Source organism: Myxococcota bacterium, from assembly GCA_039030075.1.
Classification (GTDB): Bacteria; Myxococcota_A; UBA9160; order UBA9160; family SMWR01; genus JAHEJV01.
Window position 1 is genome coordinate 86,781 of the sequence record JBCCEW010000019.1, and the last position, 22,488, is coordinate 109,268.

General features: G+C 72.1%; 20 protein-coding genes. 15 read left to right on the forward strand and 5 right to left on the reverse strand.

Features of this window, described 5'->3' with window-relative positions; genetic code table 11:
• Nucleotides 1–58 precede the first annotated feature (58 nt).
• Nucleotides 59–2,272, reverse strand: coding sequence for an LptF/LptG family permease (locus AAF430_19080; GenBank protein MEM7412340.1), 2,214 nt, complete (start codon nucleotides 2,270–2,272; stop codon nucleotides 59–61).
• Between the two features lie 284 nt (nucleotides 2,273–2,556).
• Here AAF430_19080 and AAF430_19085 point away from each other — a divergent pair, with 284 nt between their 5' ends.
• From AAF430_19085 to AAF430_19105, 5 genes are all read left to right on the forward strand, one after another.
• On the forward strand, nucleotides 2,557–3,348 hold the full coding sequence (locus AAF430_19085; protein MEM7412341.1) for a phosphocholine cytidylyltransferase family protein: 792 nt from the start codon (nucleotides 2,557–2,559) through the stop codon (nucleotides 3,346–3,348).
• A gap of 25 nt (nucleotides 3,349–3,373) precedes the next feature.
• A complete protein-coding gene (gene kdsA, locus AAF430_19090; protein ID MEM7412342.1) occupies nucleotides 3,374–4,180 on the forward strand; it encodes a 3-deoxy-8-phosphooctulonate synthase in 807 nt (268 codons plus the stop codon).
• 86 nt (nucleotides 4,181–4,266) lie between these two features.
• Nucleotides 4,267–6,480, forward strand: a complete 2,214-nt coding sequence (locus AAF430_19095; protein MEM7412343.1) for a mitochondrial fission ELM1 family protein — start codon at nucleotides 4,267–4,269, stop codon at nucleotides 6,478–6,480.
• Entirely contained in the window at nucleotides 6,477–8,183 is a 1,707-nt protein-coding gene (locus AAF430_19100) for an ABC transporter ATP-binding protein (GenBank protein ID MEM7412344.1), read from the forward strand. The genes AAF430_19095 and AAF430_19100 overlap by 4 nt, the downstream gene beginning before the upstream one ends.
• Entirely contained in the window at nucleotides 8,183–8,977 is a 795-nt protein-coding gene (locus AAF430_19105; protein MEM7412345.1) for an NTP transferase domain-containing protein, read from the forward strand. Before AAF430_19100 ends, AAF430_19105 begins: the two co-directional genes overlap by 1 nt.
• Before the next feature lies 1 nt (nucleotide 8,978).
• Here AAF430_19105 and AAF430_19110 read toward each other — a convergent pair whose 3' ends face one another.
• Entirely contained in the window at nucleotides 8,979–9,857 is an 879-nt protein-coding gene (locus tag AAF430_19110; protein ID MEM7412346.1) for a metallophosphoesterase, read from the reverse strand.
• A 71-nt stretch (nucleotides 9,858–9,928) separates the two neighbouring features.
• Between AAF430_19110 and AAF430_19115 the strand changes: the two genes are divergently transcribed.
• From AAF430_19115 to AAF430_19135, 5 genes are read left to right on the forward strand one after another with little or no spacing between them, the layout of a single operon-like run.
• Entirely contained in the window at nucleotides 9,929–11,110 is a 1,182-nt protein-coding gene (locus tag AAF430_19115) for a CDP-alcohol phosphatidyltransferase family protein (protein ID MEM7412347.1), read from the forward strand.
• Nucleotides 11,095–12,102: a hypothetical protein gene (locus tag AAF430_19120; GenBank protein MEM7412348.1), complete on the forward strand. Its 1,008-nt coding sequence runs from the start codon at nucleotides 11,095–11,097 to the stop codon at nucleotides 12,100–12,102. Before AAF430_19115 ends, AAF430_19120 begins: the two co-directional genes overlap by 16 nt.
• The gene (locus AAF430_19125; protein ID MEM7412349.1) at nucleotides 12,102–13,052 is read left to right on the forward strand and encodes a diacylglycerol kinase family protein; all 951 of its coding nucleotides are present in this window, start codon (nucleotides 12,102–12,104) and stop codon (nucleotides 13,050–13,052) included. The genes AAF430_19120 and AAF430_19125 overlap by 1 nt, the downstream gene beginning before the upstream one ends.
• Nucleotides 13,049–13,930, forward strand: coding sequence for a hypothetical protein (locus AAF430_19130; GenBank protein MEM7412350.1), 882 nt, complete (start codon nucleotides 13,049–13,051; stop codon nucleotides 13,928–13,930). The genes AAF430_19125 and AAF430_19130 overlap by 4 nt, the downstream gene beginning before the upstream one ends.
• A gap of 33 nt (nucleotides 13,931–13,963) precedes the next feature.
• The gene (locus tag AAF430_19135) at nucleotides 13,964–14,728 is read left to right on the forward strand and encodes an SDR family NAD(P)-dependent oxidoreductase (protein ID MEM7412351.1); all 765 of its coding nucleotides are present in this window, start codon (nucleotides 13,964–13,966) and stop codon (nucleotides 14,726–14,728) included.
• Here AAF430_19135 and AAF430_19140 read toward each other — a convergent pair.
• Entirely contained in the window at nucleotides 14,725–15,528 is an 804-nt protein-coding gene (locus tag AAF430_19140) for a lipoate--protein ligase family protein (GenBank protein MEM7412352.1), read from the reverse strand. The two genes, AAF430_19135 and AAF430_19140, sit on opposite strands and share 4 nt — an antisense overlap.
• Nucleotides 15,529–15,672: 144 nt before the next feature.
• Between AAF430_19140 and AAF430_19145 the strand changes: the two genes are divergently transcribed.
• The 3 genes from AAF430_19145 (at nucleotide 15,673) to AAF430_19155 (ending at nucleotide 18,620) form a co-directional block, all read left to right on the forward strand.
• Entirely contained in the window at nucleotides 15,673–16,494 is an 822-nt protein-coding gene (locus tag AAF430_19145; protein MEM7412353.1) for an SDR family NAD(P)-dependent oxidoreductase, read from the forward strand.
• Nucleotides 16,495–16,674: 180 nt separating this feature from the next.
• Entirely contained in the window at nucleotides 16,675–17,865 is a 1,191-nt protein-coding gene (locus tag AAF430_19150) for a lipid-transfer protein (GenBank protein MEM7412354.1), read from the forward strand.
• A gap of 377 nt (nucleotides 17,866–18,242) precedes the next feature.
• A complete protein-coding gene (locus tag AAF430_19155) occupies nucleotides 18,243–18,620 on the forward strand; it encodes a hypothetical protein (GenBank protein MEM7412355.1) in 378 nt (125 codons plus the stop codon).
• On the opposite strand, the gene AAF430_19160 is transcribed toward AAF430_19155, so the two are convergent.
• Nucleotides 18,601–19,152: a class IV adenylate cyclase gene (locus AAF430_19160; GenBank protein MEM7412356.1), complete on the reverse strand. Its 552-nt coding sequence runs from the start codon at nucleotides 19,150–19,152 to the stop codon at nucleotides 18,601–18,603. The two genes, AAF430_19155 and AAF430_19160, sit on opposite strands and share 20 nt — an antisense overlap.
• A gap of 85 nt (nucleotides 19,153–19,237) precedes the next feature.
• Between AAF430_19160 and AAF430_19165 the strand changes: the two genes are divergently transcribed.
• Nucleotides 19,238–20,707, forward strand: coding sequence for an MFS transporter (locus AAF430_19165; GenBank protein MEM7412357.1), 1,470 nt, complete (start codon nucleotides 19,238–19,240; stop codon nucleotides 20,705–20,707).
• On the opposite strand, the gene AAF430_19170 is transcribed toward AAF430_19165, so the two are convergent.
• Complete coding sequence (locus AAF430_19170) at nucleotides 20,681–22,081, reverse strand: hypothetical protein (GenBank protein ID MEM7412358.1); 1,401 nt, start codon at nucleotides 22,079–22,081, stop codon at nucleotides 20,681–20,683. The two genes, AAF430_19165 and AAF430_19170, sit on opposite strands and share 27 nt — an antisense overlap.
• 134 nt (nucleotides 22,082–22,215) lie before the next feature.
• On the opposite strand from AAF430_19170, the gene AAF430_19175 reads away from it, so the two are divergent.
• A partial coding sequence (locus tag AAF430_19175) for a hypothetical protein (GenBank protein ID MEM7412359.1) occupies nucleotides 22,216–22,488 on the forward strand: 273 nt, incomplete at its 3' end.

Here is a 22,488-nt window from a genome sequence, read left to right on the forward strand (position 1 = left end):
GCGCCGCACCGATCACGGGCGGAACGTAGCGCGCCTCCCGCGGCGAACGATCGGGCGGCTAGCGGCGCGCGCGAGGCCAGAGCGCCACGGCGAGCGCGGCCAACGCGGCGCTGGGCAACCAGCCCGCGACCCCTGGAGCGAGCACACCCTGGGAACCCAGGGTCGTCGTCATCCCCACCAGGACGACGTACCCGGCCGACACACCGAGGGCGAACGCCAGCGTTCGCCCCCAACGGAGCCGGGGCGGACCGCCCAGGACGAAGAGTACGAGCGCGGCCGGCAGCAGGGCCGGGGCAAGCGCTCCGGCCCTGCGCGCCTGGAACGCGGTGCGCAGACCGGTGGTGGGTACGCCCGTCTGCTCACGGCGCGCAATGGCGCGGGTCAGGCCTTCGTTGGAGAGATGCATCGGATCGAGAGCGCCCACACCCACCTGGAGGCGCGTCCTCTCCGGACCGTTGCGTCGTGCGTTCCTCCCGGCTCCGAGCGTCCAGGTCGTCGCGTCTTCGAGCGTCCACCAGCCCTCCCCGGTGTGCACCGCACGATCGGCGTCCGAGCGCGCGGCGGGCAGACCCTCGGTGTCGAGTTCGAAGACGGTCAAGGCGCGGGCGATGCCGCGCTCGGCGTCGAACGCGTCGGCCGCGACCCAACGGTCGCCGGACCGCTGCCACACAGCGCGCGTGGACGCTGTCGCGGGCGACCGCGCTTGCGCCTTGATCTCGGTGCGCTTCAGGTAGTCGGCGTGGGCATTCGTGCGCGGGACGACCTGGTCGCGCAGCAGGAAATAGCCGGGCACGGCGAGCCAGGTGAGCACGAACACCGGCGCGAGCGCGCGCAACCCCGACACGCCGCTCGCACGCAGCCCGACCAGCTCTCCATCCGCCGCCAGGGCACCGACCAGCAGCGCCGCGGCAGCCAGCATCGCGAACGGCACCACCCGCGCCGCCAACAAGGGCGCGCGGGCCGCGTAGAAACGCGCGACCTCGTCGGGTTCGGCGGCGTGGCGCGCGAACCAAGCGAGTCGCTCCAGGAAATCGATCCCCAGATAGAAGACGAAGAGCGCGCCGAACGAGAGACCGACGAGCACCAGGAAACGCGCCGCGATGTGGCGCGTGAGGATCCCGCTGCGGAACGCGACGGCGTGGCGCTCGCCGTCGCGCGCCGGGGACGCCGCGCGCCGCGATGGGGTGCGCGCGCCGAAGCGAACGCGTCCTCGCCACGCGACCCCCGCGAGGAGCAACAGCGCATGCGGCGTCCACACCGACGCGCCGTGGCCGACGAGTCCCGCTTGCGCGACCCCCGCCCCGAGGGCCTGGGCCGCGAAGCTTCCCGCGAGCGCCGCGACCCCGACGCCGAGCGCGCGCATGCGCGACCGCACGCGGGTCGCGAGCGCCAACGGCCACGCGGCCAGGGTCCAGCCGAAGGCCCAGAGCGGTTCGGCCCAGCGTCGCTGCCGTTCGCGCCGCGCGGCCACCGCCAGCCGCGGATCCGGCCCCACCACCAGCGTCGCAAGCGCCGCGAACCCGTGTCCGCGCACGGCGTCCGCCGGGTTGCGCGCACCGCCCCAGTTCACCGGGGCCGGAAGCGACAGGGTGAGCGCGTCGAAGTGCAGCTCCTGGGCGCCGCCGGCGGCGAGCAGCGCGCGCCCGTTCTCGAGTTCGAGTCCGACCCCGCGCTCGGGATCGCGCCAGAGTCGCCCCGTGCGCGCGAAGAGCGTGTCGCCGAGGGTCGGGGAGAAGAGGCGCACGCGCGCGAGGCTCCCATCCACACGAACGGACTCGGCCGCGAGCCGCCACGCCCCGAATGCCATCGGGTGCCCCGGCTCCATGGCGTCCCAGGGGCGCGCGTCGAGCCAGGCAGCGCGCTCGATCTGCAACGCGCGCTCGGAGGCCGGCGTGCTCCACAGGCTGCCCACGCCCGCGACGACCGCGGCCGCCACCGCGACCACGCCGACCGGACGCCACCACGCGAAGGGACCGACGCCACACTGGGCCAGCGCATCGCGCTCGCGGTCGGCGGACCAGCGACCCGCGACCAGGAGCACGGCGAGGCCGCTCGCGAAGGGCAGCGCCGCTTGCAGCGCGATGCCCGCTTCGAGTGCCCACGAGGTCACGGCGTCGGCACCGCCCCCGCGTCCCAAGGCCTGACCGAACACCAGCCATTCGGTGAGCAGGGCCACGAACCCGAACACGGCCGTCAGCACCGCTGCGACCACCGCGATCTCTCGCGCGATGGCGCGCGTCAGGGTGGGTCCCAGCGGGCGATGGCGCATCATGCGGCTCGGTTGGCGACCTCTCATCGAACGGCCCGCGATTCCCTGGGGGCCGCGCGGTCCGGCTGCCGGCGATCCCATTGACAACCCACGGGGTGCCCCGCAGTCTCCTGCTCCCCCCGGAAGACGCAAACGTAGGGCGCCGAAACGCATCGCGGCAACGCGAACCCGGCGCCAGGCCCGATCCCCCGCCCTCTCGACGTTTCTCCCGTTTTCCAGCTCTGCCACGCGAGGGTTCCGCGCTGCGCCCACACGAGCCAGCCGGCGCCCGGGCGACGAAGGGAACCATGAAGGCGGTCGTGCTGAGCGCGGGACAAGGGCGGCGTTTGCTGCCTTTGACCCGCCAGATTCCGAAGTGCCTGCTCTCGGTGTCCGCCACCCGCGCGGAACCGCTGCTCGCGCGGCAGCTCACGACCCTGGCCCGCGCCGGCGTAGAGCACGCGGTGGTACTCATCGGGTTCGGGGCGCAGCACGTCGAGGAATGGCTCGCGACGCACCCGATCCCGGGCATCCACATCGAGACCCGCTTCAATCCGTTCTACGAACACGCCGACAACCTGATCACCTGCTGGCTTGCCCGCTCCGAGTTCGAGGGACCCTGCCTGCTCTTGAACGGTGACACCCTGTTCGCACCCGAGATCCTCCGACGCGTGCTGGACGCACCGCCGAGCGACGTACTGATGACCGTCGATCACAAACACCGCTACGACGACGACGACATGAAGGTCGAGCTCGACGCCCGACGACGCGTGCGTGCGGTCGGCAAGGCGCTGGCGACCGGACGCACCCATGCCGAGTCGATCGGCCTGTTCCGCTTCGCCGAAGATGGACCGAAGCGCTTCGTACACTGCCTCGAGGAAGCCGTGCGACACCCGGCGGCCCTCTCTTCCTGGTACCTGGACGCCGTGGACCGGCTCGCCCGAATGCTCCCCATCGAAACGCTCGCGGTCGATGGCGCCTGGTGGCGCGAGATCGACGACCTCGCGGATCTCCAGCGCGCACGCCACGAGCTGTCCCGCCGGCCCGCCCGGCGCCCCGCGCATTCGCCAAGGCCCGCGAGCCTCGCTATCAACCCCTGAAGTCGGCCCCGGAGGGCCCCACTGCATGCAGATCCGCGACGTATCCGTCGGCCCCGGCGCACCCCTGGTGCTGATCTCGGGACTCAACGTGCTCGAGAGCCTGGACGGGGCCCTTGCCTGTGGCGAGGGGGTCGCCGCCCTGGCGGACCGCCACGGCCTTCCGGCGATCTTCAAGGCGTCCTTCGACAAGGCGAACCGCTCGAGCCGGCACTCCTACCGCGGGCCGGGCCTGGACGAAGGTCTGCGGATGCTCGACGAGGTGAAGTCCGCGACCGGTCTCCCGGTGACCACCGACGTCCACGAGCCCGGCCAGGCCAAAGCGGTCGCGGAAGTGGCCGAGCTGCTGCAGATCCCCGCCTTCCTCGCGCGACAGACCGACCTGGTGGCGGCCTGCGGCAGCACCGGCGTGCCCATCAACTTCAAGAAGGCCCAGTTCATGGCGCCCGACGACCTCGCGCACGCGGTCGAAAAGGCGAAGCGGGCCGGTGCACCGGCCGCGATGATCACCGAGCGGGGCACCAGCTTCGGCTACCACGATCTCGTCGTAGACATGCGCGGCCTGGTGACGATGCGCGAGATCGCGCCCGTGTGTCTCGACGCCACCCACGCGGTCCAGCACCCGGGCGCCGCCGAGATCGCCAGCAGTGGGGACCGCCGCTTCGTGGCGCCGCTCGCGCGCGCCGCGGTGGCCGTGGGCATCGACGCCTTGTTCGTCGAGGTCCATCCCGATCCGGAGAACGCGCCCTGCGACGGCGCCTGCCAGATCCGGCTCGAAGACCTCGACGCCCTGCTGCACGATGCGGTCGCGCTGCGCGCCGCCGTGCACGCCTGATCCCGCTGCCAGCTCCTTCGCCCCCGCGCCCGAGGGCCGCCATGCCCGACGCTCGCCGAATCCCACCGACCCGGGGACGGGTCCGGATGCGCGAGCAACCCATGCGCGTCGTGCTGCCCGGCCGCGGCACCGACGAGCGCCCCGCCGTGCGCTTGTTCGTGGGCACCGAGCCTGGCCAGGAGCGCGCCGAGCGGGTCTGGCTGTGGTCGCTCGCGCGCGTGCGCGACCCCGCGCGACGCTACGAGGTGTCGTTCCTCAAGAACCTTGCAGGCTTCCGGAACCCCACGGGCTTGTGGAAGCGCCGCGAAGCCACGGGGTTCACCCGCTACCGCTTCGCCGTACCTCACTTTGCCGGGGGCCGCGGTCGCGCGCTCTACCACGACGTCGACCAGATCTTCCTCGCCGACCCGGCGGAGCTCTTCGACCTTCCTCTCCTGGACTGCGGCTATTCGGCGGTCGCGCCGAACGACCTCTCGGTGATGCTGCTCGATGCCGAGCGGATGGTGCGGGTGTGGCCGTTGGACGAGGTGCACAGCCGTTCACGCCGCGCGCTCGAAGCGCAGGCCGCCGCGAAGCCCGGTCTCTTCGGCCCCCTCGATCCGGCCTGGAACGTCCGCGACGGCGGCGCGAAGGACGCGGCTGCCGACGCGAAGCTCCTGCACTTCACGACCCTCCACACCCAACCCTGGCGCCCCTTTCCCGACCGCTTCGCGTACCTGCCGCACCCGCGCGCAGCGCAGTGGGAAGCGCTGGAGCGCGAGGCGATCGAGGCCCGCTTCCACGTCTGGAACCAGGCACAGCCGAGTGACGGCTACGCCGACTGGTGGGTCCAGCAAGCGCCGTGGATCCAGGCGACCCGCGACGGGTTCCTGCCACCGACGCCCGAGACGCCGCCGCCCACCCCCGTACCGCGCGTCCACGCCGATGGCTGGATCGCGGGAGTTCCCGACGACGATCTGCCCTGGATACTCGACGCGCTGTGCGCGAGCGCCACCGAGTCGGTGCAGCTGGAGATGCGCTCGGGCGGGCACGGGCGCGAGCGCGACCGTTGGGAGACACGCTTGCGCGAGGCCACCCGCGCCCACCCCCGCCTCGCGTGGGAACTGGTCTGGGGCGCCGCGCGGAGCCGCGGGGGTCGCTGGCGCCGATCGCATCCGCCGCGCGTCTGGCTGCTGCTCGACGATCGGCCGGGGAATGCGACCCAGGCACGCGGGCTCGCCGAAGCCCTGGGTTGGCCCAGCGAAGAGAAGCCGCTGGGCTTCGGCGCCGCCGCCCGGATGCACAACCGTTTCCTCGGCGCGTCGCTGGCCGGCCTCGACGCCGCGAGCGCCCAGACCCTCACGCCACCCTGGCCCGACCTCGTGATCGCCGCCGGTCGTCGCACCGCGCCGGTCGCCCAGTGGATCCGCCGCCAGTCCGGCGGACACAGCCGGGTCGTCGTCCTCGGGCGCAAGGGAGGCGACGACCTGCGCGATATCGATTGGGCCGTTGCGCCGCGCTACACGCGTCTGCTCCCCGACGCCGGTCGCATCGAGACCGAAGGCCCCCTCCATCGGATCACGCCCGCGCGACTCGCCCGTGCGGAAAGCGAATGGGCCGACGCCCTGGCGAAGGCGCAGTCGCCGAAGATCGCGGTGTTGGTGGGTGGGCCCTCTGGGCAGTTTCGCCTCGACGCCGACGTCGCGCGTCGCCTCGGCGAGGAATGCGCGCGCCTCGCCGCCGACACCGGCGGCTCCTTGTTCGTCACCACCAGCCGCCGGCTCGCCGAGCGCGCCGCCCACGCCCTGCTCGAGGGCCTGGGCGAGGTCACCTGGTTCCATCGCTGGCGCCCACACGCCCGCTCCAACCCTTACCTCGGCTACCTCGCCCACGCCGACGCCTGCGTCGTCACCGGCGACAGCGAGTCGATGCTCGCCGAAGCGACCTCGCTGGGTCGGCCGGTGCTCGTCTACGAACTCCCCGAACGGCGTTCGTTCCGCATCCTGGGCGGGCCCCGCGAGTGGATCTGGCGCGGAGCCCACGCTTCGCCCCTCGGGTCCCGCGGCACGCCGCGCCCCCAGCCCAGCTGGGCCCGGCTCTGCGCACGCGCGATCGACCGCGGCCTCGTCCGCCCTCCCCGCGATCTGCGGCGCTACCACGCGGCCCTCTACGCGAGCGGGCGTGCCCGCCCGTTCCACGCCGGCCTGCCCTCCGCCGCCGAGGTGCCGCTCCCGGGGTGCATCGATCGAGAGCGCGTGGCCGAGGAGATCGCGGCGCGGATGGGCGTCGCGCGCGGAGTCGAGGCACCCTCTTCGTCGTGAGAGTCGCGCTGTACTTCGCGCGCGCCTACCCGGCAGCGTGCGTCGCCGTGGTGGCCTGTCTGGGGATCGCCGCCCTCACCGAGGGCGTCGGGCTGAGTTCGCTCCTGCCCCTGCTCTCGCTCGCGACCGACGCCGCGGCGACGACGAGCCCCTTCGAAGCGCAGGTGCGCGATGGGCTCGCCGCCTGGGGCATCCCGGCCACCTTCCCTGCACTGATCGGCCTCGTCGTGCTCGCCTTGTGGGCGAAGGGCGGATTGGTGTGGTTCGCAAAGCGCCGTGTCGGTTGGACGGTGGCGCGCATCGCCACCGATCTGCGCCTGCGTCTGCTGCGCGCCTGGCTCGGTGCGCGCTGGGACCACGCCGCGCGCCAACCCATCGGGCGCGCCGCGAACGCACTCGCGACCGAAGCCGACCGCGCCTCCTACAGCTTCGAGTACCTCGCACTCGTCGTGACCTTCGGCATCGAGATGTCGCTGTATCTCGCGCTCGCATGCCTGGTGTCCTGGCAGGGAACCTCGGTCGCGATCGCGGCGGCGGCCGTGCTGTTCACCGCACTCTCCCACTTCGTGCGCACCGCCGGGCGCGCCGGGCGCGCCCAGACCACGCGACTCGATGCGCTGATCGTGCGACTCGCCGACACCCTCGGCGCCGCGAAGCTCTTGAAGGCCACGGGGCGCGAAGCGCTCGCCGGCCCGCTCCTCGAAGCGGAGACGCGCGACCTCCACCACCAGCTCGAGCGGCGTGTCCTCGCCAAGGAAACCCTGCGCGCGCTCCAGGAGCCCCTGCTCGGCACGCTGCTGGCCCTCGGGATGTGGGCCGCACTGCGCGGGTTGGCCCTTCCCCTCGCCGACACCCTGCTCTTGTGTCTCCTGCTGACGCGAGCGCTCCGCAAGGGGAACGCCATCCAGAGCAAGCTGCAGTCGATGGCGATCGAGGCCAGTGCGCTCTTCGCCATCGACGAACGCATCCGCAGCGCCGAGTCGGCGGCGGAGTCGTGGACGGGAACGCGGCGGGTGCCGCTCACGACGGCCATCCGCTTCGAAGGCGTTCACCTCGCCCGCGGCGGTCGGGCGTTGCTGGCCGGCGTCGACCTCGTCGTACCGGCCGGCGAGATCACCGCGGTGGTCGGCGCTTCGGGTTCCGGCAAGACCACGCTCACCGAACTCGTCACCGGATTGCTGCGTCCCGAGTCCGGGGTCCTCCGCATCGACGGCATCGACCTCGGCGACGTCGATCTCGCCGACTGGCGTCGCCAGATCGGCTGGGTTCCCCAGGAAGCGCCGCTTCTGCACGACTCGGTCTACCGCAACGTCACGCTCGGCGACCCGAATCTCGGTGACGCCGACGTCGAGACCGCGCTCCGCGCCGCCGGCGCCTGGGCGTTCGTCGCCGCGCTTCCCGAGGGTTGGGCGTCGAGCGTCGGCGAACGCGGCGGCCTGCTCTCGGGGGGGCAGCGCCAACGTCTCGCCCTCGCGCGCGCACTAGCGACCGGCCCCCGTCTCTTGATCCTCGACGAGGCGACGGCGGCCCTCGATCCCGAGAGTGAAGCCGCCGTCTGGGAGACGATCGCGGCACTGCGCGGCACGACCACCGTGCTCGCCATCTCCCATGGCGAAGCGCTCGCGGAGATCGCCGATCGCACCTACCGGCTGCGCGATGGCCGCGTTGTGCTGGCACCGCGACGCGCGCGGGAAGTGGCCTGATGGGCGCGCCGACTGCTGCCCTCGTGCTGGCCGGACGCCGCGGTCCGGATCCGCTCGCCGCGGCGGAGGGCGTCTCGCACCGTGCGCTCGTACGGGTGGGCGGCGTTCCGATGCTGGAGCGCGTGATCGGAGCGCTGCGGGCCTCGCCCTGGATCACCGAGATCGCCGTCAGCATCGAGGAACCCGAATCGCTCGAGCCGTTCCCGCAGCTCGCCCAGTGGCGCGACGAAGGCGCGATCCGGGTCTTGCCTTGCGCCGAGTCGCCCGCGCGCAGCGCGGTGGCCGGGCTCGGTCAGCTCGGCGTCGACCGCGCGCTCGTCGCCGCCGCGGACCTCGCTCTGTTGACCGCGGAACGGGTCGATGGGTTCCTCGCCGCCGCCGACGCCACCGCGGCCGACCTCGCGGTGGGCGTCGTAGAGCGGGCCGTCGTGCGCAACCCGACGGCGGGTGCGGCGCGCACCTGGGTGCAGCTCCGCGACGGTGCGTTCACCGGAGCCAACCTCTTTGCGTTCCGCACGTCCCGCGCCTGGCGCGCCGCCGACTTCTTCGTGCGCGCCGAAGCCCATCGCAAGAAGCCCTGGCGCTGGCTCGGTGCCCTCGGGCCGAGCCTCGGCGTGCGCTACCTCGCCGGTGCCCTCGACCTCTACACGGCGTTCGAATCGCTCTCGCGCCGCACCCAGACCCGCATCGCGCCGGTGCGACTGCGCGAGGCCGAGGCCGCCCTCGACGTCGACAAGCACGCCGACCTGGCTCTCGCCGAACGCATCCTCGCGCAAGAGCCGCCGGTCCTGTGAACTAGAGGCGCTCGGGGCGCGACGCCTCGAACCTGCGCGAGGCGGCGTCCCAGCGATGGGTGCGCCAGGCGATGCGCGGCGCGCCTCCAGGCTGGGTCTCGATGTCGTAGGTATGGAACCCACCGCGACGCACGCCCTCGCCTCCCTGCCGCGACGCCGACGCGACGCCGACCACGGGGATCGGCCCGTTCGGTCCGGCTACCGCGCCGCGGTGCGTCCGGTGCAGGTGACCGTGCAACACGAGCTCCGCTCCCACCCGGCGCAGCACCCCGCGCAAGGCCGCCCCGTCGTGGAGCGCGCGGCGGCGGTGGGTCACCCCGGACTCGGGCGGGTGGTGCATCGCCACGACGCGGGTGCGCCCCGCACGACCGAGTCGCTCCAGCGTCGCTTCGAGCCGCGCGAGCTGGGCCGCGCCCACGTGACCCGTGGCATCGAGCAACGCCGTCGGCACGGCCGTGCACAGTCCGACCAGGGAGATCTCGCCGACCTCGCGAATCGACGGGAACGCGGCCTCGCCCGCGGGTGCAGCGGGGTCGCGCAGATAGGCGTCCCACACGTGGGAGGCAGGATCCGGCGTCGCGGCCGTGGCGTCGTGGTTCCCGGGGACGGCGAGCACGCGAGACGTCGGGCCGAGACGTTCGAGCCAACCGCGGGCCGCCGCGAGCTCACCGGGCAACCCCAGCTGGGTGAGGTCGCCGGTGACCACGATCTGTTCGGGCGCGAGCGCCTCCACGGCGGGGAGCAAGGCCTCGAGCACCTCGGGGCGGTACCGGCGGCGACGGCGCCCCCACCAGGACAGGGCGCCGAGCCAGCGCTTGCCCCCGCCCGCAACGGTGCCCCGCCACGAGGGCTCCGTGGCGTGGAGGTCCGAGAGATGCACCAACGTCGGAATGGGGTTCCCCCGCCTGCGACGGACGCTGCCGTGCGACCCGCATGGTAGTTTTCGCAGAGATGGGGCGACAACGAGACGGGGAAGACCCGCGGGTGGGCTGGGTCGTGCCGAGCGACGCGTCGGAGACCGGCGGGGGCGACGCCACGTCGGCCTGGCTGTGGGGCATGACGCCGCGCGAACGCCTGCGCCGCAGCCTGGTGCGCGCCGGCTGTGAAGCGGTGTGCACGACCGCGTCACCGCCCAGCGCAGTCGCCGATGCCGTGGTCCTCGCCGTGCGGGACGGATTCGTGCTCGACGAGCGGCTGCTGCTGGCGCTCTCCGAACGACCGAACACCGTGCTGGTCCACCCCGCGCACGGGCCGCTCGCCGTCTGCGCGCCGGGAACGCGGGTCGGGGCGATCCGCCCTCACCTTTGCGAAACGGCAGACGACGCGAGCGAGGACGCTGCGTCCTCGGAGGCGTGGCACGAACGCACGCCCGACGCCCTGGTGCCCGCCTACCAACCCAAGCTGCGCAAACGAGCCGAGCCCTTCGTGTTCCCCGCGGAGCCCGAACACCGCGCCGCGATCGAAGCGGACACCTTCGCGGCGTCCTACAAGGGATCGAGTGATCTCGTGACGCTGTGGGTCTGGCCGCGCCCTGCGCGCGCGGTCACGCACTGGTGCGCCGAGCGCGGCGTCCAACCGAACACGGTCACCCTGTGGAGCTGGGTGGGCGCGATCGTCGCCTTCTGGCTCTTGTGGAACGGTCACTTCGTCGCCGGCTTGCTCGTCGGCTGGTGGATGACCTTCCTCGACACCGTCGACGGCAAGCTCGCGCGGGTGACCCTGACCTCGAGCCGCCTCGGCGACGTGCTCGACCACGGCCTGGACCTCGTGCATCCCCCCTTCTGGTGGTGGGCGTTCGGGATCGGACTCGGCACGGGACACGAAGCGGCGACCGCCATCATCGTGGGGGGCTACGTGCTCGGTCGGGTGCTGGAAGGCGCGTTTCTCGCGAGCTTCGGGTTCGAGTGCCATTCCTGGCGTCCCGCCGACGCGCTCTTCCGCACGATCACCGCCCGACGCAATCCGAACCTCTTGCTGCTGAGCGTGGGAACGGCGGTCGGACGCCCGGACCTCGGCTTCACGCTCGTCGCCGCCTGGACGCTCTGCTCCCTCGCGTTCCACAGCGTGCGCCTGCTCCAGGCCTTCGTCGCGCGGCGCGACGGCACACCGGTGGTGGCATGGGCCGCGGGCTGATCGCGCTCTCGATGCTGCTGTTCGGCGCAGGTTCTGCACTCGCCGGTTCCGCGCTCGACGAGTCGCGTCTCCCGGCCGGTGACTGCGCTGGCGTGTACTGGGATTGGGTCGCGCGCTTCGAGACGGGCGATCGCATCGAAGTGCGCGTGCTCTGGACCGCGCGTGGGCCGGGCGCGCCGATCGCCGCGGCCCAGGGCGTGTGGATCGATGCCGACGGGGTCCAGGCCCCCTTCCGCAACGGTCGACGCGCGGGTCGCTACTCGGCCGAGCACGGCGGGGACGCGCTGCGCATCGGTTCGAGCGAACAGACCCTCGCGCGGGGCGAAACTCCCCAGGCACGCTTCTCCGTCGACAACGACAAGCGCGGGGTGAAGGTCGCGCTCGAGACGTCGGCGCGCGTGCCGGCACCCCTCGACCTCGACCTCGGCTTCGCCGATTGGCGCGCGTCGGTGCTCCACGCCGACCACCCGACCACCGCGCAGGTGTGGCGGCGCGGCATGCCCGAGCCGCGGCGCCTGAGCGGGAACTCATCATTGATCCGCACCACGCACGCGCCTTGCGAGCGCGAGCGCATCCGCCACCGGGTCGACGTGCACGGCGACGGTGCGCTCTGGGTGCACGTGGTCGCGGCGGATGGAGCGAGCCGCGCGGCCGGGATCGTGCGTGGCGCCGAGGGAACCTGGCGACGGGCGGCCATCGCCCCGAGTCGCTGGCGCGCCTGGCAACACGACGCCAACGGCGCCTGGCCCGGTCGGCTCGAGTTCGGCGATCACGCCGTCGACCTGAAGGGCGGACTGCGCACCACCCGCCCGCTCGACGCGCTGCCCCTGCCCCTGCGCTGGCTCTACGCCTGGGGAGAAGCACCCGTCCGCCGGCTGCATCGCGCGCGGCTGCACCACCGAGCCGACGGCGCCGAGGGGGCCGACGCGATCGCGAGCTTCACCTTCGTCACGCCGCCCCCGGTCTCCAGCCGGGAACCCGAGGCAAGCTGATGCGCGTCGGCATCCTCGACAATCTGCAGGCCGGCGGCGGCGGAGCCTTTGCCGTGCGCAGCTGGGCGCGACGGCGCGACGACCTGCGCGTGGTCGAGAGCGCCGACCTCTCGGCCCTCGACGAGGCCTGTCGTGTCCTCGAACAGGACGGTTGCGACGTCTGGTTGATCAACGGGGGCGACGGCACGCTGCAGCACGTTCTGACCGCGCTGCTTCGCGACCCCGATCGCACCGCGTTGCCCGCTCTCGCCCCCCTGCGCGGCGGGCGCACGAACATGACGTCGCGCGACCTGGGTGCCGACCGCAAGCCGGTACGCGGCGCCGAACGACTCCTCGACGCGCTCGCTTCGGGCGATCTCGCAGGCCACCGCGTCGAACGCCCGGTCTTGCGCGTCGAGAGCGCGCGACGCGGTGCTCCCCTCTACGGCTTCTTCTTCGGCGCGGGCTTGATCTACCGCGCGATCCGTTGGGTGCACCAGCACTTTCCGCCGCGCCATGGCCAGGGCGTCGCGGGCGCCGGCTTGATGACGGCCACGCTGTTGGGCCGCATGCTCGGCGGCCAACGCGAGGGGCTGCTCGCTCCCGACAAGTGCAGCGTCTGGCAGGAAGAACACCTGATCGGTGACGGCGAGCAGCGGCTCGTGATCGCGACGAGCCTCGATCGCCTCTTCCTCGGTCTCGAACCCTTCTGGGCGGAAGGGACCGGGGCCGTGCGGCTCACCGCGCTCGCGAGTGACACGCCGAGCCTCGCGCGCGCCACTCCGGCGATCCTGCGCGGTCGCCGGCGCGCCGAGTTCACGCCGGAGAACGGCTTCACGAGTGTGCGCGGCGAGGCCATCGACCTGCGCATCGACTGCGGGTTCACGATCGATGGCGAGCTCTTCGCGCCCCTGGGTGACGAGACGATTCGGATCGGCGCCGACCGGCGCATCGGGTTCCTGCGCGCATGACGGAAAGCCGCCCGCTCGCGCGTCGGGTTCGCGAGGAACTCGCCACGCCGCTGGACGCGGACGCCGCCACGTTCGCCCGCGCGATCTGGGACGGTCCGGGCGGAGACGCCATCGATGCCCTCGTCTTCTACGGCGCGCGCCGGCGCGCGCCCGAACGCACGGGCTGGCTCGACTTCTACGCGATCGTCTCCGACTACCGGCGCTTTCACGCGGGGCCTCTCGCCGCCTGGGCGAATGCGCGCCTGGCGCCCCACGTCTTCGCACGCGTGCTGCCGAACGCGGTCGCGGGCAAAGTGGCGGTGGTCGACTGGGCCACCCTCGACCAGGGGTGTCGCGCCACGGCCTGGCGTCCCCACCTGTGGTCGCGCTTCTGTCAGCCCCTGCGCTTGGCCCACGTACGGAACGCCGCCGCCGAAGACGCTCTGGTGCGCGCCGCCACCACGGCCATCGCGACCGCACTCGGATTCGGCGTCCGGGCCGCCGACGCCGGCACGCCGGGCACCCCCCTCACCTCCGAACGGCTGTGGCCTGCCCTCTTCCGCAGCACCTACGCCTGCGAGTGGCGCCCCGAACCGCCCGAAACCGCCACCGCCCTCTACGCGGGCGACCGCGCGGCGTTCGACGGACGTTTTCGCGAGGGCAAAGCCTTCCGGGAGCCGTCGGCCGAGCCCCTCCGACGGCGACGCGCGAAGGCCCTGGCGGCGGCCCAACTCGTGAAGAGCGCCTTCACCTTCGGCGACTGGGTGCCCTATGCCCTGGCGAAGCTGGAGCGCCACAGCGGTCTCCAGCTCGAAGCCAGCGAGCGCCAGCGGCGCCACCCGTTCTTGTACGCCTGGCCCCTCTTCTGGCGGGCGCTGCGCAGCGGCGCTCTTCGGTAGCATCGGGCGGCGACCCGCAGGAGGAAGACGTCCATGGATCTCCAAGGCAAAGCGGCCCTCATCACCGGTGCCGGTACCGGCGTGGGTGCGGCCACCGCCCGCCAGCTCGCCGAGCGCGGCTGCTCCGTGCTGGCGAACTACAGCCGTTCGAAGGAAGGTGCCGAGAAGACCGCTGTCGACTGCGAAGCGCGCGGCGTGAAGGCCTTCGCCCATCAAGCCGACGTCGCCGACGACACCGCCTGCCGGGCCATGGTCGAGCGCGCCGTGGGTGAGTTCGGTCGCCTCGACCTGCTGGTGAACAACGCCGGCACGACCGAGTTCATTCCCCACGCGAACCTCGAGGACGTCACGCCCGAAGCGTGGCAGAAGATCCTCGGGGTGAACCTCATGGGCCCCTTCTTCTGCACGCGCGCCGCCGCCGAGGCCTTGAAGGCCGACGGAGGCGGCGAGGTCGTCAACGTCTCGAGCATCGCCGGGCTCGCCGGGATGGGCAGCTCGATCCCCTACTGCGCGTCGAAGGGCGGCCTCAACAACCTCACCGTCACGATGGCGCGGGTGCTCGCACCGGATGTGCGCGTGAACGCCGTGGCACCGGGGTTCATCGACGGAGCCTGGCTCCAGGAAGGCCTCGGGCCCGCCTACGACGCGGTGAAGCAGGGCTTTCTCGGCCGCACGCCGCTCCAGAAGGTGCCGACGCCCGACGACGTGGCGACGGCGATCCTGTCGGTGGTCGAGGGTTCCGACTTCCTCACGGGTCACGTGGTCCCGTGCGAAGGCGGCATGCTGATCGGCACCTAGCCGGCGTCCGCACCTTTCGCATCGGCCGGAGGGATCTCCGGCAGCGTGTGCGAGGTCTCGTAGCGCGCGGCCTGCTCCAGGGTGTCGGGGGTGAGCACACCGTCCTCGAGTTCGTAGTCCGCGCTCGCGCCCTCAGCGAGTGCGGCGAGGAGTGCCGCGCGCACCTCTGCGACGCCGACGCCGGCGACTTCGTCCTCGACGGCGCCCGTGGTGGTCGGGTCGTAGTCGTAGTCGAGGGCGTCGTAGACGGGCACCAGCGGTTCGCGGATGCGGTCGGCGCCGGCCACGACGAGCACGCCGCCGGTGTGCGCCGCTCCCTGGACGATCCGCTGGCCGACGCCCATCAACTTCACGGCCCCGCGCGCGTTCACGCTGTAGTCGCCAGGACAGTAGGCCCCCGGGACCTCGCCCACGCGAGCGTCGACGCCGAGCGAACCCAGAGCGCGCGCGATCCAGCCCGCCACCTTCTCGAAGCGCGCATGGATGCCGGCCCGGGGTTCGCGCTCGGGCGTGCACCAGGCAAAGGCCAGGGTCTGGCGCGTGAACACGGCCGCGGAGCCGCCGGCCAGGCGGAGCGCCGCATCGAACCCGGCCGATCGGGCCGCGCGCACCGCGTCGGAGAAGCCCGGCCGACGCAGATCGGTGGTCGAGAAGGCGAGCACGTCGTCGGGCACGTAGAGCCGCAGGGTCTCGCCGCGCTTGCCATGGGCGACGTCGCGGAGCACCGCGCGCGACACGGCGGTGTCGAAGGCGGGGCGTCCCGGGAAGGACGCGTCGAGGAGGGTCAGACGCGTGGCCAAGCGTCGACTCTAGCGAGTGCCCAGACCCGGGGAAGCGATTGTCCAGACCCAGGGAAGGGATCGCGCGGAGCCAGGGAAGGATTGGACCTCGGGAGGGAAGTCGCGGCAAGCTTCGCGGGCACGCGACAGAGGGGGGTAGGAACAATGGAAGAGTCGAGCGCCGAACCGCAGCGGGTGGTGCTGGTCACGGGTGCCTCGTCGGGGATCGGGGCGGCTGCGGCCGATCGACTCGCGAAGGAGTGGCGCGTCTTCGGGACGTCCCGAAGCCTCGCCGGCCGCGCCGAGCGCAGCCGCGAGATCGAATGGCTCGAGATCGACGTCACCGAGGACGCATCGGTCGCGGTGGGCGTCGACACCCTGCTCGATCGAGCGGGACGCCTCGATGCAGTCGTGTGCAACGCGGGGATCGGCATCTTCGGAAGCGTCGAGGAAACGTCCCTGGCCGCGGCGCGCGACCAGTTCGAGACCAACGTCTTCGGGGTGCTGCGCGTCTTGCGCGCCACGCTCCCGCACCTGCGCGCCCAGGGCGCGGGCCGCGTCGCCCTCGTCGGGTCGCTTGCCGGCCGCGTCCCGATTCCCTTCCAGGCCCACTACTCGGCGACGAAGGCGGCCGTCGATGCGCTCGCGGGTTCCCTCGCGAACGAGCTTCACGGAACCGGCGTCGCCGTATCGCTGATCGAACCCGGCGACATCCGCACGCCGTTCAACGAACCGGTCGACTTCGAGGGCGCGATCGGCTCCCCGTATGGGGAGCCGATCGCGCGCGCCCGCGAGACCATCGAACGCTCCCTCGACGCGGCGCCCGGACCCGAGGTGGTGGCCGAGGTGATCGAGGCCGCGCTCACGGCACCGCGTCCGCGCGCACGCTACGCAGTGGGCGCCGAGGTGCCCTGGGTCCCGTTGCTGCGACGCCTGCTGCCCGACCGCACCGTCCGCTGGGCGATTCGGCGCCACTTCAAGCTCTAGAGGCCCCGCAGGGGCGCCTGGGGCCCTGTGCTAGCCTGCGCGCCGTCGCGAAGGGGCTCTGGCCATCGAGCGAGCCCGGCCCCACGCACTCCCCCACAACCCGCGGGCCGCGATCCGAACCGGCCCCCACTGCGACGCTCGGGACCGTTGGCCCGAAGCGCGATGCGAGGAGCAGCTGCCATGGGCAACAAGGTCTATGTGGTCGGCGTCGGCATGACGAAGTTCGAGAAGCCCGGTTCCAAGGAATGGGACTACCCGGACATGGCCGAAGAGGCCGGCAAGAAGGCACTGGCGGACGCGGGGATCGCGTACGAGAAGATCGAGCAGGCCGCGGTCGGCTACTGCTACGGCGACTCCACCTGCGGCCAGCGCGCGGTCTACACCCTCGGGCTCACCGGCATCCCGATCTACAACGTGAACAACAACTGCGCGACGGGTTCGACCGCGCTCTTCATGGGCAAGCAGTTCGTCGAGGCCGGCATCGCCGACTGCGTCCTCGCCCTCGGCTTCGAGAAGATGGCGCGGGGTTCTCTCGGTACGAACTTCACCGACCGCATCAACCCGATGGACAAGCACGCGAAGGACATGATCGACCGCTGCGGCTTCGAGAAGGCGCCGCCGGCGGCCCAGTTCTTCGGCAACGCCGGTCGCGAGCACATGGAGAAGTACGGCACGAAGGCCGAGCACTTCGCCAAGATCGGCTGGAAGAACCACAAGCACTCGGTGAACAACCCGTACTCCCAGTTCCAGGACGAGTACAGCCTCGAGGACATCCAGAACGCGCCGATGGTCTTCGATCCGCTCACGAAGCTGCAGTGCTGCCCCACGAGTGACGGCGCCGGCGCGGCGATCCTGGCGAGCGAGCAGTTCGTGAAGGACAACGGCCTCGAGGCGAAGGCCGTCGAGATCGCCGGTATGGCCATGACCACCGATACGCCGACCACGTTCTCGGAGCAGAGCTCGATGAAGCTGGTGGGCTACGACATGACGAAGGACGCGGCCCAGAAGGTCTACGAGCAGGCGGGCGTCGGTCCGGAGAACGTGGACGTCGTCGAGCTCCACGACTGCTTCGCGGCCAACGAGCTGATCACCTACGAGGCGCTCGGCCTCTGCGGTGAGGGCAAGGCCGGCGAGTTCGTCGACTCGGGCGCCCAGACCTACGGCGGCCAGGTGGTCGTGAACCCCTCGGGCGGCCTGATCTCGAAGGGCCACCCGCTCGGAGCCACCGGCCTCGCCCAGTGCGCCGAGCTCAACTGGCAGCTCCGCGGCGAAGCCGACAAGCGCCAGGTGGACGGCGCCAAGGTCGCCCTCCAGCACAACCTGGGCCTGGGCGGCGCGGCGGTTGTCGCGGCCTACCGCAAGGGCTTCTAGCGCGGCCCGCCTCAGGTCCGCGGCGGGAGACGCCGCTGAGATGCATGCGGGGCCTCGGGTCGGCCGACCCGGGGCCCCGGCTTCTCGCCTCGCCCCCCGTTGCTCGGGGGACGCCCCCGGCCTATACCTCCGCCGCACCGCGCTGCGGCTTCGAAGGAGTCATTCGTGACCGGCACCCCGATCGACCTCGTCTTCGTCGGCTTCATCATCGGCATCGCCCCGTCGCTCATCGTCGGCACGATCGCGGCGATCGGCGCCCTCCGGAAGTAGCGCCCCGCCCCTCCCGCGACGCCCCGCCAGGCCGTGCCGAGGTCGGCACGATTCCTGGCCAAAACGGCGTTCCCCAGGCGTAGACTGGCGGCATCCGAAGGGATGCGATGCCTGCCCTCCACGCCCTCCATTCCGGACCCGGGCGACTGCGGTCGCTCGTGCGCCTCTGCGCCGCCGTGCTCCTGTGGCCTTGCCTGGCTTCCGGGAACTCGATTCCCCATGAGGCGGCGGAGCAGCTGACCGCCCTGGGCGATCCCTCGGCGGCCGCCGTCTCGGCGCCCGGCCCTGCGCCCGATGCTGCGGGGGTCCCGCCCGCCGAGCCCGAGCCGGCCCCGATCGTCCTGGACAACGCCTCCGAGACGTTCACCCCGGTGGGTTGGTCGATCGCGCCCGGTCTGCCGTCCGTGGACGCGCGGCCCCGCACGCATGCGGACGAAGCGGTCCGCTACCGCACGCCCGCCGAGCTCACGCTCCCGGAGGAGTAGGGGTCGCGGGCGGACCGACCAGCCCCTCGTACGACCCCTCCAACAGGTCTTCGGCGCGAACACCCAGCGCCGCCATCAGTGCGTCGACCTTGCGCTGTTCTTCCGGCAGGGAATCGGCGCGACCGTCGAAGACGGCCTCGAGTTCCAGGAACGTGCCGAGCCCGTCGACCTCGTCGAGGTGGATGCGCACGTTGTCGACGAGGAAGATCTCGCGGCGTTTGCGCACGATCCGGTGCACACCGAGGATCGCGGCGAGCAACCGTTTCAAAGCGGGCGGATCGGGCACGGGCACGAGCTGGTAGTCCGAGCGCTTCGGCCCCGGCTGATCGGGACGCAGATAGGGAACGAGCTGGCCGCCCGAGAGCGACGACTCGCGCAGTTTCAAGCGACCGTGGGGCACGATGAAGTAGGTGTCGGTCTGTTCGTCCACGCCGACGGTTTCGGTCGCCCGCTCCTCCGCGACGCGACGCGCCGCAGCGAGGTCGGCACAGCGCGCCTTGATCTCGAGATTCGCTCCGGGGGTGGTGTCCATGGGGTGCACAGCCTAGCCCCCGTTGCGCCGTCCCCGGGTCGCGGTCATGCTCGGTGCGCCGCCCCACCCCCGCGACGAGGCCCGTTTGGCTGATCACGACGACCGTTCGGCCGACGCTGGCGGCCCCACCGGCCCTGCCGACGACGCCCCGACGCCTGCGGCCGCCTCGGTGATCGAGGAAGACCCGCGCCTGGTCCCCTGGCGGAAGGCGGTCTTCGGCAGCGGCGACTTCACGGTCAACACCGTGCTGACGACCCTCAGCCTGGTCTACGTCACCTTCTTCCTCGTCAACATCGCGGGCCTCTCGCCGGCCCTCGCAGGCGCCGTGCAGCTGGTCGGGCGCCTCTTCGATGCCTTCGCCGACCCGGCCATGGGGCGCTTCTCGGACCGCTGCCCCTGGAAGTGGGGGCGCCGGCGTCCGTTCTTCGTGCTCGGTGCGATCCCCTGCGGCGCCGCCTTTGGCTTGATGTGGCTCCAGCTCGGGACCGACTCCCAGTGGGCGATGTTCGCCTACTACACGTCGGTGTACGTGGTGATGTCACTGTCGATGACGGTGCTCGCCGTGCCCTACCTCGCGCTGCAGCCCGAGCTCGCCCTCGGCTACGACGCGCGCACCTCGCTCAACGCCTACCGCAACGCGGGTTCGATCGTCGGCGTGTTCGCGGCGATCCTGCTGCGCCCCATCGCCGACGCGCTGGGCGGCGGGCCCGAGGGCTACATGGCGGTGGGGGCCCTCTACGGCGCCATGATCGCGCTGCCTTGGTTCGCGATCTACGGAGTCACATGGGAGCGCCCCGACTTCCAGGACCGCGCCAACGAGACGAGCTTCTTCGAGGGCGTCCGCATCGCGGCGAAGAACGCCAACTTTCGCGCCCTGGTCGGGCTCTACCTCTGCGGTCGGACGGCGATGGACCTCGTCGCCGCGGTGCTGATCATCTACTTCACCGCCTGGCTCTTCCGCACCGGCGACTTCGAGATCACGATGGGCCTCTTCTTCGTGCTCGTGGTGCTATCGCTGCCGTTCTGGGTGCGCTTCGCCCAGGGCCTGGAGAAGTCCAGCGTCTTCATGGTCGGCTCCCTGTGGTGGGCAGTCTCGCTGGCCGTGCTGATCTTCGTGCAGCCCGACTGGCCGCGCATGTTGATCCTCGCCGCCGCCCCGATCGGCGCCATCGGCTACGCCGTCATGGACCTGATGCCCTGGTCGATGCTGGGCGAGGTGGTCGACGAGGACGACCTCGAGACGGGCGAACGCCGTGAGGGCACCTTCTACGGGCTCTTCATGTTCCTCCGGAAACTTGCCGGCACCCTGGCGGTGGCCGTCGCCCTCTTCGTGCTCGAGCGACGCGGCTATGCCGCGTACGGGCCCCAGCCCTGGGAGGCGTTGACCACGATCCGCTGGTCCGCCTCGCTGGTTCCCGCGTTCTTCGTGCTGCTCTCGGTGTGGTTCGCGCGCAGCTACACCCTCACCCGCGCACGCCACAACGAGATCCTCGCCGCGCTCGATGCGAGGAACGCGAACGCGCCCGTGTCAGGCGGCGACGCCAGCCCGGCGTAGCGTCCCCTCGGTCAGCGCCGCGACGTCGGGTTCGTCGCGGAAGCTGAAGTGGGTGCCCGAATACCAGACCGTCGACGGTTCGTCCCAGTGGCGCACGAGGTCGCGCACCTGGTCGGGCGACACGATGCGATCGACGATGCCGCCGAACACCGCGCGGTGTTCCAGTGGCACGCGTGACGGCATCGCGAGGGGCGAGACGACGGTCAACACCTCGCGCATCCGCTCGGGGGTGAGCCCGACGTGCCGCGACGCGCGCTGTTGCCAGGGACCGCCGTGGCGATAGAAGGTCCGCGCGAAGTCGGTGGCCGGGATCCCGGCGACTGCGCAGGCGAGCCCTTCGTCGAGGCTCGACAGCAGGGCCGTGTTGTAGCCGCCGAGGGAGAGACCGTAGACGCCGATCGGCGCGTCGCTCTGGGCGCGCACCCAGGCGAGCAGACGCCGCAGATCCCAGGCTGCCTGGGCCTCGGCGTGCACCGTGTCGAGGAGCTGACCGGCGAGGAAGCCGTCGCCGCTGCGCACGCCGATCTTGCGCGGACCGTGCAGGGGGAGGATCGGGAGCAGCAGGTTGAGGCCCATGCGGTCGCGGAAGCGCGACGGCTCGAAGGCGCCGAAGTCGAGAAAGGGCGCACCCATCCGGTAGCCGTGAATGGCCATCAGCCAGGGCGCCGCCGGGTCGCCGCGAACCACCCAGGCATGGGCCGTCGCGTTCGGCGCGTAGGCGAGCCAGCGTTCGCGACCGGGCTCGCCTTCGCGCGGGGCATAGCCGCTGTCGAAGGACAGCTGTTCGTAGGCGACGTCCCGGAAGCGGCGGGGCTGGAGCTTCACGTCGGTCGGCGCCGACGGCTTCTCGTGATACTGGGTGGGATCGGCGAGGAAGCCCGCCCGGTCGAACTGCTCGAGGGCCGTGTCGACCTCGCGCTGGAGACGGTCGTGGTCGGGCGCCGTCGGAAACCGGATCGAGAGCGCCATCGTGCCGAGGATCGCCTCGTCGATCGCGACCGCCGTCGTGACACCGAGACCGGTGCGCGGCTCGGGCACGCCCTCCGGGTGGGGATCGAGGCGCAGCGCGTGATGACCGGCGGCGAGCGCCGACCCGGCCGACAACCCACCGAGCAGCAGCGCCACGCCCGGCGTGAAGAACAACGCGAGCACGGCGACGACCACGCCCAGCGCCCCGCCGAGCGCCGCGATCTGCGGCAGACGCAGGTCGCCGGGGGCGAGCAACATGCTCCCGCCCGCGCTCGCGAGCATCACGCCCGGCACCAGGGCCAGCGCACCACCCGGGATGCCCCACGACAGGGCGGCCGCGAGCCAGCCCAGGCCCGAGACGAGGGGCACCCAGGCTTCCGAGGGCCAACGAACCGGATCGAACATGGCGGCCTCCCATGCGAACAGCGCAGCAGCGACGGCTCGGAGCGCGCGGCGTCGCTGGGCGGCCGACGATACCCTGCGGCCTCGAGCGGGCCAAACGCGGCGCGCCGCGACGACGAACGCGAAGGGGGATCGGCATGGCTTCCCAGAAGTGGCGATGGACGGGAGCGGCAGGGGTCGGGCTCGCGCTCGTGGCGTCCGGCGTTTCCGTCCCGGCCACCACGACCGACGACCTCGATGCCTCACTCACCCGGGGCATCGACGCGGTGGAAGAGCGCGTGGTCGCCTGGCGCCGCGACTTCCACCAGCACCCGGAACTCTCGAACCGCGAGGTGCGCACGGCCGGCAAGGTCGCCGAACACCTGCGCGCCCTCGGCCTCGAAGTGCGCACCGAGATCGCCCACACGGGC